The organism is Amycolatopsis sp. NPDC049688 (assembly GCF_040674975.1).
GTDB lineage: Bacteria > Actinomycetota > Actinomycetes > Mycobacteriales > Pseudonocardiaceae > Amycolatopsis.
The window spans coordinates 1,166,410-1,179,497 of sequence record NZ_JBFANY010000001.1 but is presented as its reverse complement, the minus strand read 5'-3'; the positions used below and the strand labels follow the sequence as shown (position 1 = coordinate 1,179,497).

The 13,088-nt window shown below is 72.1% G+C and carries 14 protein-coding genes; 6 read left to right on the top strand and 8 right to left on the bottom strand.

The window, feature by feature from the left end:
- Nucleotides 1-11 precede the first annotated feature (11 nt).
- The 4 genes from AB0J55_RS05015 to AB0J55_RS05000 form a co-directional block, all read right to left on the bottom strand.
- Nucleotides 12-740, bottom strand: a complete 729-nt coding sequence (locus AB0J55_RS05015; protein WP_364243426.1) for an ESX secretion-associated protein EspG — start codon at nt 738-740, stop codon at nt 12-14.
- Between the two features lie 64 nt (nt 741-804).
- Complete coding sequence (locus AB0J55_RS05010; protein ID WP_364242909.1) at nt 805-2,160, bottom strand: WXG100 family type VII secretion target; 1,356 nt, start codon at nt 2,158-2,160, stop codon at nt 805-807.
- A gap of 3 nt (nt 2,161-2,163) precedes the next feature.
- A complete protein-coding gene (locus tag AB0J55_RS05005; RefSeq protein ID WP_364243424.1) occupies nt 2,164-2,775 on the bottom strand; it encodes a DUF3558 domain-containing protein in 612 nt (203 codons plus the stop codon).
- A gap of 39 nt (nt 2,776-2,814) precedes the next feature.
- Entirely contained in the window at nt 2,815-3,210 is a 396-nt protein-coding gene (locus tag AB0J55_RS05000; protein ID WP_364242906.1) for a hypothetical protein, read from the bottom strand.
- Nucleotides 3,211-3,394: 184 nt separating this feature from the next.
- On the opposite strand from AB0J55_RS05000, the gene AB0J55_RS04995 reads away from it, so the two are divergent.
- From AB0J55_RS04995 to AB0J55_RS04975, 5 genes are all read left to right on the top strand, one after another.
- Nucleotides 3,395-3,976 carry a helix-turn-helix domain-containing protein gene (locus tag AB0J55_RS04995; RefSeq protein ID WP_364242903.1) on the top strand — a complete coding sequence of 194 codons (582 nt, stop codon included), beginning with the start codon at nt 3,395-3,397 and terminating at the stop codon, nt 3,974-3,976.
- Nucleotides 3,977-4,175: 199 nt separating this feature from the next.
- Complete coding sequence (locus tag AB0J55_RS04990; protein WP_364242900.1) at nt 4,176-5,525, top strand: hemolysin family protein; 1,350 nt, start codon at nt 4,176-4,178, stop codon at nt 5,523-5,525.
- Nucleotides 5,522-6,565, top strand: coding sequence for a hemolysin family protein (locus tag AB0J55_RS04985; RefSeq protein WP_364242897.1), 1,044 nt, complete (start codon nt 5,522-5,524; stop codon nt 6,563-6,565). The genes AB0J55_RS04990 and AB0J55_RS04985 overlap by 4 nt, the downstream gene beginning before the upstream one ends.
- Nucleotides 6,562-7,443 carry a 3-methyladenine DNA glycosylase gene (locus tag AB0J55_RS04980; RefSeq protein ID WP_364242894.1) on the top strand — a complete coding sequence of 294 codons (882 nt, stop codon included), beginning with the start codon at nt 6,562-6,564 and terminating at the stop codon, nt 7,441-7,443. The genes AB0J55_RS04985 and AB0J55_RS04980 overlap by 4 nt, the downstream gene beginning before the upstream one ends.
- 116 nt (nt 7,444-7,559) lie before the next feature.
- The gene (locus AB0J55_RS04975) at nt 7,560-9,398 is read left to right on the top strand and encodes a hypothetical protein (RefSeq protein WP_364242891.1); all 1,839 of its coding nucleotides are present in this window, start codon (nt 7,560-7,562) and stop codon (nt 9,396-9,398) included.
- Here the strand turns inward: AB0J55_RS04975 and AB0J55_RS04970 are convergent.
- The 3 genes from AB0J55_RS04970 to AB0J55_RS04960 are packed head-to-tail and all read right to left on the bottom strand — an operon-like array spanning nt 9,395 to nt 11,369.
- Entirely contained in the window at nt 9,395-10,174 is a 780-nt protein-coding gene (locus AB0J55_RS04970; protein ID WP_364242889.1) for an aldo/keto reductase, read from the bottom strand. The genes AB0J55_RS04975 and AB0J55_RS04970 overlap by 4 nt on opposite strands.
- 40 nt (nt 10,175-10,214) lie before the next feature.
- Nucleotides 10,215-11,009, bottom strand: coding sequence for a helix-turn-helix transcriptional regulator (locus AB0J55_RS04965; RefSeq protein ID WP_364243421.1), 795 nt, complete (start codon nt 11,007-11,009; stop codon nt 10,215-10,217).
- Between the two features lie 45 nt (nt 11,010-11,054).
- Nucleotides 11,055-11,369 carry a hypothetical protein gene (locus tag AB0J55_RS04960; protein WP_364242886.1) on the bottom strand — a complete coding sequence of 105 codons (315 nt, stop codon included), beginning with the start codon at nt 11,367-11,369 and terminating at the stop codon, nt 11,055-11,057.
- Between the two features lie 159 nt (nt 11,370-11,528).
- Here AB0J55_RS04960 and AB0J55_RS04955 point away from each other — a divergent pair, with 159 nt between their 5' ends.
- Entirely contained in the window at nt 11,529-11,888 is a 360-nt protein-coding gene (locus tag AB0J55_RS04955) for a nuclear transport factor 2 family protein (RefSeq protein WP_364242884.1), read from the top strand.
- Nucleotides 11,889-11,931: 43 nt separating this feature from the next.
- Here the strand turns inward: AB0J55_RS04955 and AB0J55_RS04950 are convergent, their stop codons facing one another.
- Nucleotides 11,932-13,086, bottom strand: coding sequence for an NAD-dependent epimerase/dehydratase family protein (locus AB0J55_RS04950; protein WP_364242881.1), 1,155 nt, complete (start codon nt 13,084-13,086; stop codon nt 11,932-11,934).
- Nucleotides 13,087-13,088 lie beyond the last annotated feature (2 nt).

The following is a 13,088-nucleotide window of genomic DNA, read 5'->3' as shown; positions in this document are numbered from 1 at the left end:
CCCGGGCCGGCTCAGGCCAAAGTGCCGGCCAGTTCGGCCAGGGTGCCGGCCAGCTCCCGCGGGCCGGCCGGGCCGATGTGGATGACGGCGTCCTCCCCCGAGCCGGAGGTGTAGCTGAGGTAGCGGCCCCAGTCGGTGTCGGCGTAGTGGAGCGGCTGCTGCAGGCAGGTGTGCCGGCCGACGTCGTCGCGGCGGCCGGCGTAGAGCTCACCGCTGCCCGACACCGGCCGCTGCACCAGGCTGACGACGTCGGCGATGGCCGGGTCCAGCGGGTAGGCGGCCTGCCCGCGGCGGGCGGCCTCGGTCAGGTCGGCCACCCGCACGGTCCGCGGGTGTCCCCCGCCGGGCCCGACCGGCGGCAGCTGCTCGACGAGCGCCTCGGCGAGCCGGTTCCGGTCGATTTCCTGCACCCCGACGTGGGTCCCGTCGGACACGGCCAGGACGGCCTGCAGCCCTTTGGCGGCGGCGAGCACGCCGTAGGTCCGGCCTTCGGTGCCGACCCAGCCGTAGCACTCCCGCGCGGGACTGACCAGCAGCGGAAGCCAGTCGAGGAAGTCGACGGTGACCCGCCCCCGGACGTCGACCAGCCCAGCTTCGGCGAGCGCGGCATCGATCCGCTTGTCCGCTTCCTCCCGTTCGGCGTCCGACAGCCACAGCGGTTCGGGACGCAGGGTGGGGTGCAGCTGGCCGACCTGTTCCCGGTCGGCCAGCGCGGCCAGCGCCTCGACCGGAACGTCCACCCGGCCTGTTCCCACGTCCACCTGCCTCTTGTTCGCCTTGTTCGCCTTGTTCGCCTTGCTCGCCTTATTCGCCGATGACCGGCGGACTGGTCCGCTGGTCGGTGCCGAAGATCGCATCCGGATCCGCCTCGATCAGGAAGTCCGGGCGCTGGTGTTCCTCGTCCTCGTCGCCCTCGCCCCGCCGTCCCCCGGGACCCATGGGCCCCATCTGGCCGCGCTGGCTCCCCGCGGCCCGCGCGGCGGCCGCCTCCGCGGCGGCGGCGTTGCCGAGGCTGCCCATCCCGGAGCCGCGGCCGCTGCCGAGCCCGCGCTCACCGGCACCGCCGGCCCCGCTGCCGCTTCCGGTTCCTGCGCCGGTGCCTGCGCCGCCGCGGCCCGTGGGGTCGAGCAGCCGGCTGCCGGCGTTGCCGCTGTTGGGGCCGCGGCCGCCGGTGCTGGGGTCGTTGGGGTTGAGCGGGTTCTGGCCGTAGTTCTGCCCGCCACCGCCGGTGTTGGTGGGGTAGAAGTCGATTCCCCCGGTGTTCGGCGGCGTTTTGCCGGGCTGGTCGGTCGGTTGCCCGGGGCGAGTCGGGACGGTGGGCACGGTCGGGCGGCCGGAGCCGGTGGTGTGGGTGTCGTCGCCGGTGCCTCCGGTGCCGCCCGTTCCTCCGGTCCCCCCGGTGCCGGTGCCACCGGTGCCGCCCGTACCTCCGGTACCGCCCGTGCCGCCGGTGCCTCCGGTGCCGCCTGTTCCGCCGGGCTTGTCGGACCCGCCGGTCCGCCCGGGATCGAAACCGGTGGTGGAGGTCTGGTCGCCGCCGCCGGTACCGGGGTGGCCGGGCAGCCACTTGCTTCCATCGCCCGGCTGGTCGATCCCGCCAGGACCGTCGGGGGTGTTCACGGCGATGGCGGCGCCGTCGGCTTCCAGGACGCCGTATTCGGTCGGCAGCGCGGCCCTGGTCCCGCTGGTGACGCTGCTGTACTGGTCCATGACGCGGACGTTGGTCTCGTTCGCCGCGTTGTACCTGGCCATCCCCTCCTGGTAGGAGTCGATGTCGTCCTTGGCCATGAAGGGTCCGGCGATCGGGATGGCGGCCTTGAGCCCGGTGGTCCAGGGGTTGGGCTTTTCGGGCTTGGGCGGCACCTGGACAACGGAGTTGCTGGAGTCGTTGAACACCGCGGCCTGGGTGTCGACCGAAGCTTTGGTCGTGTCGAGCGGCAACGCGGTGTCCCTGAAGGCCTGTTCGAGCGGCCCCGCCCCGGCGTTGGCCGCGTCGGCGGCGTCACCGGTCCACGAGTTCACCATGCGGCTCTGGAGCGCCTTGATGCTCGCCCCTCGCTCCATGTAGGCGTCCGACAGCTGCTGAACCGTCTCGGCCATCTGGCGCAGGCCGGAGGTGTCGCCCTGTCTGAAGTTGTCGTAGATCTGCTTGCCGTCCACTCGTCATGCCCCCTTGAGTGTCTTGACCACACCGGCGGCCGCCTGGGCAGCCGCCGCACACGAATCGTCCTGGCCCTGGTACCCCTGCGCCTGGACGCTGAAGGAAAGATCGTCGGCGATACCGACGTCCATCGCGCAGGTCCCCCTCGATCGCTCGTCCTGGACGCCTGCGTAAACGGCCGGATACCCCTCGACGGCCGGCGCGGGCTCCAGGAACCGCACGAGCTTCTTCTGGCGGTAGGCGGCATAGGTGCCGGCCAGCCCGCCCACCCCGTTGTCACGGTTCCCGGTACCGAGGATCACCTGGAGACCGATGCCTTCGCCCTTGATCTTCCAGGAGCACGACGGTCCCGCCGCGGTCAACGGGGTGTTGCCCGCGGGGTGGTACTCGCCGGCGTCGGTGTACTTCAAGGACGCGAGCAGGTCCTGGGGCAGGAGCCCGCAGGTGTCCGCGGCGTACTTCCCCGCGTCGAGCGGAGGCTGGGTCACCTTGGGGACCTCCGGGTCCGCCTGCGAGGTGCCCGTCGAGGCCGAGGTGCCCGGCGCGGGAGACGCAGCGCCGCCGGTCTCCGAGGTGCAAGCGGTCGCGAGTCCCGCGGAAACGACCAGGGACACAGCGAGGACGCAGATTTTGCTTCGCACGAGGTTGTTCGCCTATGCCTTGAAGGTGTCCGACATGCCCTGGTCGGTGGCCACGGTCTTCGTCTGCGCCGCCTTGAGCTTCTTGATGTACTCCTGGGCGTACTTGCGCATGGAATCGTTCTGGCGCTGCAGGGCGGCGATCGAGTCGCCGCTGGTCGACGCGAAGCTCCCGCTGGCGGAGTCTTCGCCCGGCGCCAGCTTGGGTGTGAAGACAAGGCTGTGGATCTTGTCGCCGTCCTCGACGATCTTGTCGAGGAGGTCCTCCCACTGGCCGATCACCGACGACAGCTCTTCCGGGTCCATCTGGAACCGGCCGCCCTTGCCTCCGCCGCCGTACACGCGGCCGGAGTTGTCCAGGACGTCTCCCCACAGCGCCTGTGCCGCCGCTCCGGCCTCACCGATGATCACGCCGCACCTTCCCCTCAGTTCACCCACCGTGATGGGGCAAACCTTAGCCAACCGTCTCACTTCGTGTCAGCGAAACGCCGCAACGTTCAGACGGTGGGGACGCACCCGCGGTTCCCGCGCACTCCGGGTCACAGTACGTACGTACGGATTGCGAGATGGCGGTCCTCGGTGCCAGGATTTCAGGATGCCACGCGTAAGCCAGGATCACCTCGACGCACGCCGGCGCCAGATCCTCGACGGCTCGCGCGTCTGCTTCGCGCGCTACGGCTACGAAGGTGCCACAGTCCGGCGTCTGGAGGAAGCCACCGGGCTCTCGCGGGGGGCCATCTTCCACCACTTCCGCGACAAGGAGTCGCTCTTCCTCGCCCTCGCCGAGGACGATGCCCTCCGGATGGCCGATGTCGTCGCCGAACAGGGCCTCGTCCAGGTCATGCGGGATCTGCTCGCCGGGGGCGACCACCCCGCCGACTGGCTCGGGACGCGGCTGGAGGTGAGCCGGCGGCTGCGGACCGATCCCGAGTTCCGGGGCCGGTGGGCCGAGCGGTCCGAGCAGCTGACCACCGCCACCCGGCTGCGGCTGCTGCGCCAGCGCGAGGCCGGGAACCTGCGGGACGACGTCGACGTCGACGTCCTCACCGCCTTCCTGGAACTCGTCCTCGAAGGGCTCGTCTCGCACCTGGCCATGGGGCTGCCCGCCGCCGGGCTGGGGCCCGTGCTCGACCTCGTCGAGGAAACGGTGCGGCGGCACCGGCCCGGCGCCGGATGAGCGCGCCGACACACCGGTAACGCCAGCGCCGGACGCGAAGGACACGTTAAGCTTGTCCCCATATCCGCAGTACACGCCGATTTCTTGCTAGGAGTGACCGTTTCGTGCGCGCAGCGCAGTCACCCGGTGACAGTACCGGGCCGGGTGACCGACCCGGCTGTCCGATAGGTTCGTCCCCCGCCACCGAGGCGGATGCGGAATGATCCAGATCCTCTTCGCCGTGCTCGGCGTCCTCCTCTTCGTGCTCCTGACGGTCGGCACCGGCCTCGCCGTCGCCGCCGAGTTCTCGCTGACCGCCCTGGAACGCAGCACCGTCGAGGCCAACGTCCGCCAGGTCGGCGACCGCCGCGCGCTGACCGTCCAGAAGGCGCACCGGACGCTGTCCTTCCAGCTCTCCGGCGCCCAGGTCGCGATCACGCTGACCACCCTGATCACCGGGTACCTGGCCGAGCCGCTGATCGGCGAGCTCGTCCGGCCGCTGCTGACCGCCGTCGGGCTCCCGGCCGGGTTCGCCGGGGGCGCGTCGATCGTGCTCGCCCTGGTCATCGCCACCTCGCTGTCGATGATCCTCGGCGAGATGGTGCCGAAGAACCTCGCGATCGCCCGGCCGCTGCCGACCGCCCGCGCGGTCGCCGGCTACCACTCGCGGTTCTCCGCGCTGTTCCGCTGGCTCATCACCCTGATGAACAACAGCGCGAACTTCCTCGTGCGCAAGTTCGGCGTCGAACCGCAGGAAGAGCTGCGGTCCGCGCGCTCGCCGCAGGAACTGGGCTCGATCGTGCGGTCCAGCGCCGAAAGCGGCACGCTCGACACGTCCACCGCCGAGCTGCTCGACCGCTCGCTGCGGTTCGGCGAGCGCACCGCGGAGGAGCTGATGACCCCGCGCGTGCAGCTGGAGTCCCTCGCGATCGACGACACCGTCGAGGATCTCATCGAGATCTCCCGCCGCACCGGGTTCTCGCGGTTCCCGGTGCACGCCGAGGACCTCGACGACGTCCGCGGCGCCGTGCACGTGAAGCAGGCCTTCGCCGTGCCCGCCGCGGACCGGGCCGCCGTGCCGATCGGCTCGGTCATGCGGCCGGTGCCGACCGTGCCCGAGTCGCTGCCCGGCGACGACCTGCTGCTGCGCCTGCGCGACTCGCGCTTCCAGCTGGCCATCGTCGTCGACGAATACGGCGGCACGGCCGGGCTGGTCACCCTGGAGGACGTCGTCGAGGAGATCATCGGCGACGTCCGCGACGAGCACGACGAGCGTGAGGCGCCGGCGTCGAAGCAGGTCGGTGCGGACAGCTGGCTGGTGTCCGGGCAGCTGCGCGCCGACGAGATCACCGACGTCACCGGGTTCCGGATGCCCGACGGCGACTACGAAACCATCGCCGGGCTGATCCTCGAGCGGCTGGGCAAGATCCCGGCCGAGGGCGACGCCACCGAGGTCGACGGCTGGCTGCTCACCGTCACCACGATGGACAAGCGCCGGATCGCCGAGGTCGAGGTGGCCCCGGTCCGCGCGGCTCCGGAAGCGGCCCCGGAAGCGGAGGTGGCCTCGTGACCGACTGGCTGAACATCGCCCTCGTCGTGGTCCTGCTGCTGGCCAACGCCTTCTTCGTCGGCGCGGAGTTCACGCTGATCTCTTCGCGGCGTGACAGGCTCGAAGCGCTGCTGGAGCAGGGCAAGACGCGGGCGAAGATCGTCATCAACGCGAGCAGGCACGTGTCGCTGATGCTCGCCGGCGCCCAGCTGGGCATCACCATCTGCTCCCTGCTGCTCGGCCGCGTCGGCGAGCCCGCGATCGCGCACCGGCTGGCGGCGGGCTTCGACGCCCTCGGCCTGCCCGAAGCGCTGCTGCACCCGATCTCCTTCGCCATCGCGCTGGCGTTCATCACCGTGGCGCACGTGCTGATCGGCGAGATGGTGCCGAAGAACCTCGCCATCGCCGAGCCCGAGCGGCTCGCGCTGTGGCTGGTGCCGGCGCACGTCGCCTGGGTGAAGGTGGCCAACCCGTTCATCTGGCTGCTGAACTTCGTGGCCAACTCGCTGCTGCGCGCGGTCCGCGTCGAGCCGAAGGACGAGCTGGAGACGGCCTACACCTCCGACGAGCTGGCCGAGCTGCTCAGCGAGTCGCGCCGGGAAGGCCTGCTGGACCAGTCCGAGCACCAGCGGCTCGCCCAGACGCTCTCGTCGGTGCAGAAGACGGTCGCCGACGTGCTGGTGCCGACCGCCGAGCTGACCACGCTCCCCTGCGGGCCGACGGTCGGCGACGTCGAGCAGGCCGTGTCGAGGACCGGGTTCTCGCGGTTCCCGGTGTGCACCGACGACGGGCGCCTCACCGGCTACATCCACGTCAAGGACGTCCTCGACCTCGCCGGGCAGGACCCGGGGACGATCGTGCCCGCCTCGAAGACCCGCGCGCTCACCGAGCTGCGCGCCGACGCCCGGCTCGACGTCGCGCTTTCGGCGATGCGCAAGGAACGCAGCCACCTCGCGCGGGCGCTCGACGAAGGCGGGAACGCCGTCGGCGTCGTCGCGCTGGAGGACCTGGTCGAGGAGTACGTGGGCACGGTGCGCGACGGCACCCACGTGGGCGCATGACGGGTGTCGAGGTGCTCGCCGAGCCGGACTGGCTGGCCCGGGAGGCGGCGCACGTCTCGCGGATGCGCCGGTGGACCGGCCCGCACCAGGAGCGGCGTTCGCGCGGTGAGAAGCACCCGGTGCTGGACTTCCTGTTCACCTACTACTCGTACCGGCCGTCGCACCTCGAACGGTGGCAGCCCGGGCCCGGCGTCGCGCTCGCCGGGCCCGCGGCGCGCCGCTTCCTGGACCGCAAGGGCTACGTCGCGACACCCGACGGCGTCCTGCTGGACCCGGCGGGCTTCGGCGAGGGCAAGATCCGGACGGCCGAGTTCGTGCTCGGCCTGCTGAGCGCGACGGCGTCGCGCGCGCCGCGGCTGAGCTGCTTCGGGCTGCACGAGTGGGCGATGGTGTACCGCGAGCCGGCGGATTCGGTGCGGCACGACCAGGTGCCGCTGCGGCTGGGTTCGGCGGGCACCGACGCGGTCGTCGAGTCCCTCGACATCCGGTGCGGGCACTTCGACGCGTTCCGGTTCTTCACGGATGCCGCGCGGCCGCTGAACGGGCTGACGCCGTCCCGGGAGACGCAGATCGCACTCGAGCAGCCGGGGTGCCTGCACGCGAACATGGATCTGTTCAAATGGGCGTACAAGCTCGACCCGTTCGTGCCGGCCGAGCTGGTGGCGGACTGCTTCGAGCTGGCGGTCGAGATCCGGACCCTGGACATGCGGGCGAGCCCGTACGACCTGGCTTCCCTCGGCTACCCGCCGGTGCGGATCGAGACGCCGGCGGGCCGCGCCGAATACGCCAGGGCCCAAGCGGAGTTCGCCCGCCGGGCGGCGCCGCTGCGTCATCGCCTGATTGCGCATTGCCATCGCCTGGTCAGCGCAGCACCCTGAGCACGGGCCACTGTGAGTCAGATTATTCTCTCACCGATACTCACCTGTTAGGGTGATAACGGTTTGATTGCATAGCAGCGCGTGCTTGACATGCGCTCACCCCGAAAGGATGACGGATGGGGCGACACTACCGGGACGAGGAGCCGGTGCCGCACCCTCAGGACCGCACGCCGCGCGTGCCCGCCGAGGGCCGCAGCGAGGCTTCCGGCGCCTTCCGCACCCCGGGGCGCAGCTCCATCTCCGACGCGTTCGGGATCGCGGGCCGGGCGGCCGGCGCCGCCCGTGAGTCATCCGGTTCGGCCTTCTTCACGGAAGGAGCCGAAGCACCGGGGTTCCCGCCCGCGCCCGGCGGTCCTCAGCCGGTGGCCCGGCGAGGCGAGACCTCCGGGGCCTACCCGGTGACGGGCACCCGCCGCGGCGAAGCATCCGGCGCGTACCCGGCTGCGGGCGGCGGCGAATCGACCGTGACCCGTGCTCCGCGCCGGGGTGAGGCATCGGGGGCCTACCCGGCCGCGAACCGCATCGACGTGCCCGGGACCACCGCGACGCATCCCGCGCGGCCCGGGGAGACCTCCGGCGCGTACGGGATCGACGCTTCCGGCGGCTCCCACCCCGCCCGCCGCGGCGAGGCATCCGGTTCCTACCCGGCCGCGGCGCCGGGCGCTTCCACTGCCACGCACCCGGCCCGTCGCGGCGAAGGGACCGGCTCCCACCCGGCCGCCACCCCCGTCGGATCCACCGCCACCCACCCCGCCCGCCGCGGCGAAGGGACCGGCTCCCACCCAGCCGCCGCTCCTGCCGGGTCCACCGCCACCCACCCCGCCCGCCGCGGCGAAGCGTCCGGTGCCCACCCGGCCCCTGCCCCGGCCCGCCGTGGTGAAGCGTCCGGCGCGTACCCGGCCGCCGAACCCACCGGTAGGCGCGCCTCCCGCCGCCGCGAGGCACCCGCCGAGAACAGCGCCGAGGTCACCACCGCCTACCCCGCCGTCGCCGAGTCGGGCACCCGCTCCCGCCGCGGCAAGCGCGCCGCCGCCCGGCAGCCCGAGTCCGCCGCCGAGCGGACCGAGGTGATCACCCGGCAGGACGACTCCCCCGGCGACCTCGCCGCCCGCGGCGACGACACCGCAGAACGCAGCGAGAACACCGTCGCCCTCCGGACCCCCGAACCCGGTGACACCACCGGGCCGCAGCGCGCGGGTCACAGCGACAGCACCGTCGCGCTCCGGACCCCCGACCGCGGCGACACCACCGGGCCGCAGCGGACGGGCCGCACCGACAGCACCGGGCCGAGCCGGGCCGGGCGCAGCGAAGGCACCGGTTCGCACCGCGTGGTCGGGAAGGGCGACGTCACCGGCTCGCACCGGATCGTCGGCAAGAAGGCGCCGCGGCGGCGGATCGCCACCTGGCCCATCGCCTGCCTCGTGCTCGCCGCCCTGATCGGGCTCGGCATCGTCGGCTGGAACTGGGCCGACAACGAGCTCAACAGCCGGGCCGAGGCGCAGGCCGCCAGCTGCGACGGCGGCACCGCGCAGATGCGGATCGTCGTCACCCCCAGTGTGCAGAAGCCCCTCACCGCGGCCGCCCAGCGGTGGAACCAGGCCGCCACCGTCGTGCACGGCCAGTGCGTGCACGTCACGATCGACGCCAAGCCCTCGGCGCAGGTGCTCGACGCACTGGTCGGCCGGGCCAAGCTCGACTCCATCGGCGGGCTCCCGGCCGCCTGGCTGCCCGAGTCGTCATACTGGGTGAGCGAGCTGACCACCAAGAAACCGGAGATGATCGGCTCGCCCGCCCAGTCGGTGGCGAACGCCCGCTCGGCGGACTACCCGTTCGTCGGGCTCGCCGGCCCGGGCATCGACGACACCGCGCTGCGCGCCGCCCAGACCTTCCGCGAGTACCTGGAACAGCCCGCGCAGCAGGCCGACTTCGCGGCCGCCGGGATCAAGTCGGCCTAGACGCGCGTCCCGTTGTCGAGCTCGGCCACCACGGCGATGTCGTCGTCGGCCAGCTCGAAGTCGAAGATGCCGAAGTGCTCGCGGATGCGGGTCGTCGTGGCCGACGCCGCCACGGCGACCGTGTCGTTCTGCAGGTGCCAGCGGAGCACGATCTGCGCCGGGGTCTTGCCGTACTTCGCGGCGAGCGCGGTGACCGTCTCATCCGACAGCAGCGCCGTGTTCGCCGCCGGGCTGGCCGCCGCGGTCACGATGCCGCGCTCGGCGTGGAACTCGCGCAGCGGGAGCTGCTGCAGCCACGGGTGCAGCTCGACCTGGTTGACCGCCGGCACCGAGCCGGTCGCGTCGATCAGCCGGCGCAGCTCGGCGGCGCCGAAGCCGGCCACGCCGAGCACGCGGGCCCGGCCGTCGGCGCGCAGCCGGCTCAGCGCGCGCCAGGTGTCGGTGAACGCGCCCTTCGTGCCGTCCAGCAGGCACAGGTCGACGCGCTCGAGCTGCAGCGCGGCCAGCACCTGGTCGGCGGCCCGGCGGGCGGTGTCGTAGCCCTGGGCGGGCACGTGCACGCTGACGAACAGTTCCTCGCGCGGCACCTCCGCCGCGGCGAGCACCGCGCCGACCGCCGCCTCGGTCCCGGGCGTGGTGTCGATGCCGCGGTAGCCGGTGTCGAGGGCGATGCGGACGGCCCGGCCGGTCTCGGCCGGGGACAGACCCGCGACGCCGAACAGCAGCTGGGGGATGCGGACTCCGTCGGACAGGGCGAGCGAAGGCGGGACGGCCATCAACCGGTGATCCTCACTTCGGATGCTGCGCGGAACCCCATCATCCCACCGGGACGGCCCGCTCGCGCAGGTATGCCGCCGTCGCCGCGTCGGCCGGGAAGAACGACTCGATGACCAGCTCGGCGACGGTGATGTCCAACGGGGTGCCGAACGTCGCGATCGTGCTGAAGAACGCCAGGTCGGTGCCTTCGTGGCGGAACTTCAGCGGCACGAAGATGTCACCCGGGCCGGGGACCTCGACCTCGGGCACCGGCTGGTCGCAGGGGTAGCCGCGCAGCTCGTCGAGGAGTTCGGCGAGCCCCGCGTCCGCGGTCTGGCTCACCTGCCGCCGCAGCCGGCCGAGCAGGTGGGCGCGCCACTCCCCCAGGTTGAGGATGTGCGGCGCCATGCCGTCGGGGTGCAGGGTGGCGCGCAGCACGTTGGTGGTCAGCTCGGGCGCGACACCGGCGACGAAGAGCCCGACGCCGGCGTTGGCGTCGACGAGGTTCCAGTTCCGGTCGACGACGGCGGCGGGGTACGGGTCGTGGCCCGCGAGCAGCTGCCGGACGGCCTGGCGGACGGCGTCCAGCTCCGGGTCCCCCAGCGCGGTCTCGGTGTAGGCGGGCGCGTACCCGGCGGCCAGCAGCAGCCGGTTGCGGTCCCGCAGCGGGACGTCGAGGTGCTCGCCGAGCCGCAGCACCATGTCCCGGCTCGGCTTGGACCGGCCGGTCTCCACGAAACTGAGGTGGCGGGTGGAGATGTCCGCCGAGATCGCCAGATCGAGCTGGCTGATCCGGCGCCGGTCCCGCCATTCCCGCAGCAGCTCACCGACGGGCCGCTGCCGCGCCTGCACCATGGTCGTCACGCGAGCGACGCTACGGCGATCACGGCGGCGCTGCCATTACTTCCGGGGTAATGGCTCGATGTGCGCGCCGGGCGCGCAGAAGCCGGTGAGCCGGTCCATGAGGTCCGCCAGAGCTTCCCAGGCCGGATCATCGTCGCCCGCCGGCGACTCGGCGACCACCCTGTCTTGGGCCGCGTAGCAGGCCCGCATCAGGCCGAGGGGCGTGACGCCGGCTTCGTAGGCAGCGACGGCCACCCGCTCCAGCGGCGCGGCCGGCCGTTCGGCGCGGGCCGCGGCGACCACCTCGCCTACCAGCCCGGGATCCGCCGGTCCCGGCTTGGCGTGCCACGCGTCGTCCGGATCTTCCTCCACCCGGCGAGTGTCGCGGGCGGGGCCTCGCGGCGCCACCGGATTTTCGCCGCCCCGGCATTACCTCCCGCGTAATCGACGGGCCGCCGCTCGTCCGCCAAAGTCGGTCCCAGCGCAGGACGACGACCGAAACCGTTGTCCCCCAACCGGAAGGAACCAGTCATGACCGACGTCCGCACCCTCGTCGAGCAGTACATCGCCGTCTGGAACGAGACGGACGGCGACCGGCGGCGGGCCCTCATCGCCGACGTCTTCACCGCCGACGCCGGCTACACCGACCCGCTCGGCGCCGTCGCCGGGCACGACGGGATCGACCAGTTCGTCGCCGGGGCGCAGCAGCAGTTCGGCGGGCTCACCTTCAGCCTGCCCGCCGGCCCCGACGCCCACCACGATCTCGCGCGCTTCCAGTGGCACCTCGGCACCCCCGGCGCCGAGCCGGTCGCCATCGGGTTCGACGTCGTCGAGCTCGAAGACGGCAAGATCGCCAAGGTGCACGGCTTCCTCGACAAGCTGCCCGGCTGAAACCCGCGGGGGCTCCCGGCGCCGGGAGCCCCACACGGGGCTGTCAGGCCTTCAGGGCACCCCGCCAGCGGACGGTCGGGCGCAGCTTCTCCGGGTTCACCCGGTGCTTGTTGGCCCCCACGATGTCGAACATGGACTCGATCAGCGTGTCCGACAGCAGGTGCGGCTGCAGCCCCAGCCCGACCAGCCCGGTGTGCTTCACGTTGTAGTAGTGCTCCGGCGCCTCGGTGCGCGGGTTCTCCAGCTGCTCGATCTGCACCGGGCCGGGGAACCGGTCGGCCACCAGCTCGGCGATGCCGGCCACCGGCATGCTCTCCGTCATCTGGTTGAACACGCGGAACTCGCCCGGCTCGGCGGGGTGCTCGACGGCCAGGCGGATGCACTCGACCGTGTCGCGGATGTCGATCAGGCCGCGGGTCTGCGCGCCCTTGCCGTACACCGTCAGCGGCTGCCCCAGCACCGCCTGGATGGCGAACCGGTTCAGCACCGTGCCGAACACCGCGTCGTAGTCGAACCGGGTCGCCAGCCGCGGGTCGAGCGCGGTCTGCGGCGTCTGCTGGCCGTAGACGATGCCCTGGTTGAGGTCCGTGGCGCGCAGTCCCCACGCGCGGCAGGTGAATTCGATGTTGTGCGAATCGTGGACCTTCGTCAGGTGGTAGAAGGAACCCGGCCGTTTCGGGAACAGCACGCGGTCCGTGCGCCCGTTGTGCTCGAGTTCCAGCCAGCCCTCTTCGATGTCGATGTTCGGCGTGCCGTATTCACCCATCGTGCCCAGTTTGACGAGGTGGATGGCCGGGTCGATCTCGGCGATCGCGTACAGCAGGTTCAGCGTGCCGACCACGTTGTTGTGCTGCGTGTACACCGCGTGTTCGCGGTCGATCATGGAATACGGCGCCGACCGCTGCTCGGCGTAGTGGACGACCGCGTCCGGCGCGAAGTCGCGCACCGCCCCGAACAGGAACTCCGCGTCGAGGAGGTCGCCTTCGTAGCTGGTGATCGTCTTGCCGGAGACCTCGCGCCAGGCGGCGATGCGGTCGGCCGGTGATGCGATCGGGACCAGGCTCTCGACGCCGAGTTCGGCGTCGTACCCGCGGCGCGCGAAATTGTCGAGAACGGCCACGTCGTGGCCTTTGTCCGATAAGTGCAACGCGGTCGGCCAGCCCAGGTATCCGTCACCGCCGAGAACCAGCACACGCATTG

Coding starts and splice junctions, on each gene's coding strand:
- AB0J55_RS04995 (WP_364242903.1), top strand. CDS start 3,395: ATGCCACGCGTAAGCCAGGATCACCTCGACGCACGCCGGCGCCAGATC.
- AB0J55_RS04990 (WP_364242900.1), top strand. CDS start 4,176: ATGATCCAGATCCTCTTCGCCGTGCTCGGCGTCCTCCTCTTCGTGCTC.
- AB0J55_RS04980 (WP_364242894.1), top strand. CDS start 6,562: ATGACGGGTGTCGAGGTGCTCGCCGAGCCGGACTGGCTGGCCCGGGAG.
- AB0J55_RS04975 (WP_364242891.1), top strand. CDS start 7,560: ATGGGGCGACACTACCGGGACGAGGAGCCGGTGCCGCACCCTCAGGAC.
- AB0J55_RS04970 (WP_364242889.1), bottom strand. CDS start 10,174: ATGGCCGTCCCGCCTTCGCTCGCCCTGTCCGACGGAGTCCGCATCCCC.
- AB0J55_RS04965 (WP_364243421.1), bottom strand. CDS start 11,009: ATGGTGCAGGCGCGGCAGCGGCCCGTCGGTGAGCTGCTGCGGGAATGG.
- AB0J55_RS04955 (WP_364242884.1), top strand. CDS start 11,529: ATGACCGACGTCCGCACCCTCGTCGAGCAGTACATCGCCGTCTGGAAC.
- AB0J55_RS04950 (WP_364242881.1), bottom strand. CDS start 13,086: ATGCGTGTGCTGGTTCTCGGCGGTGACGGATACCTGGGCTGGCCGACC.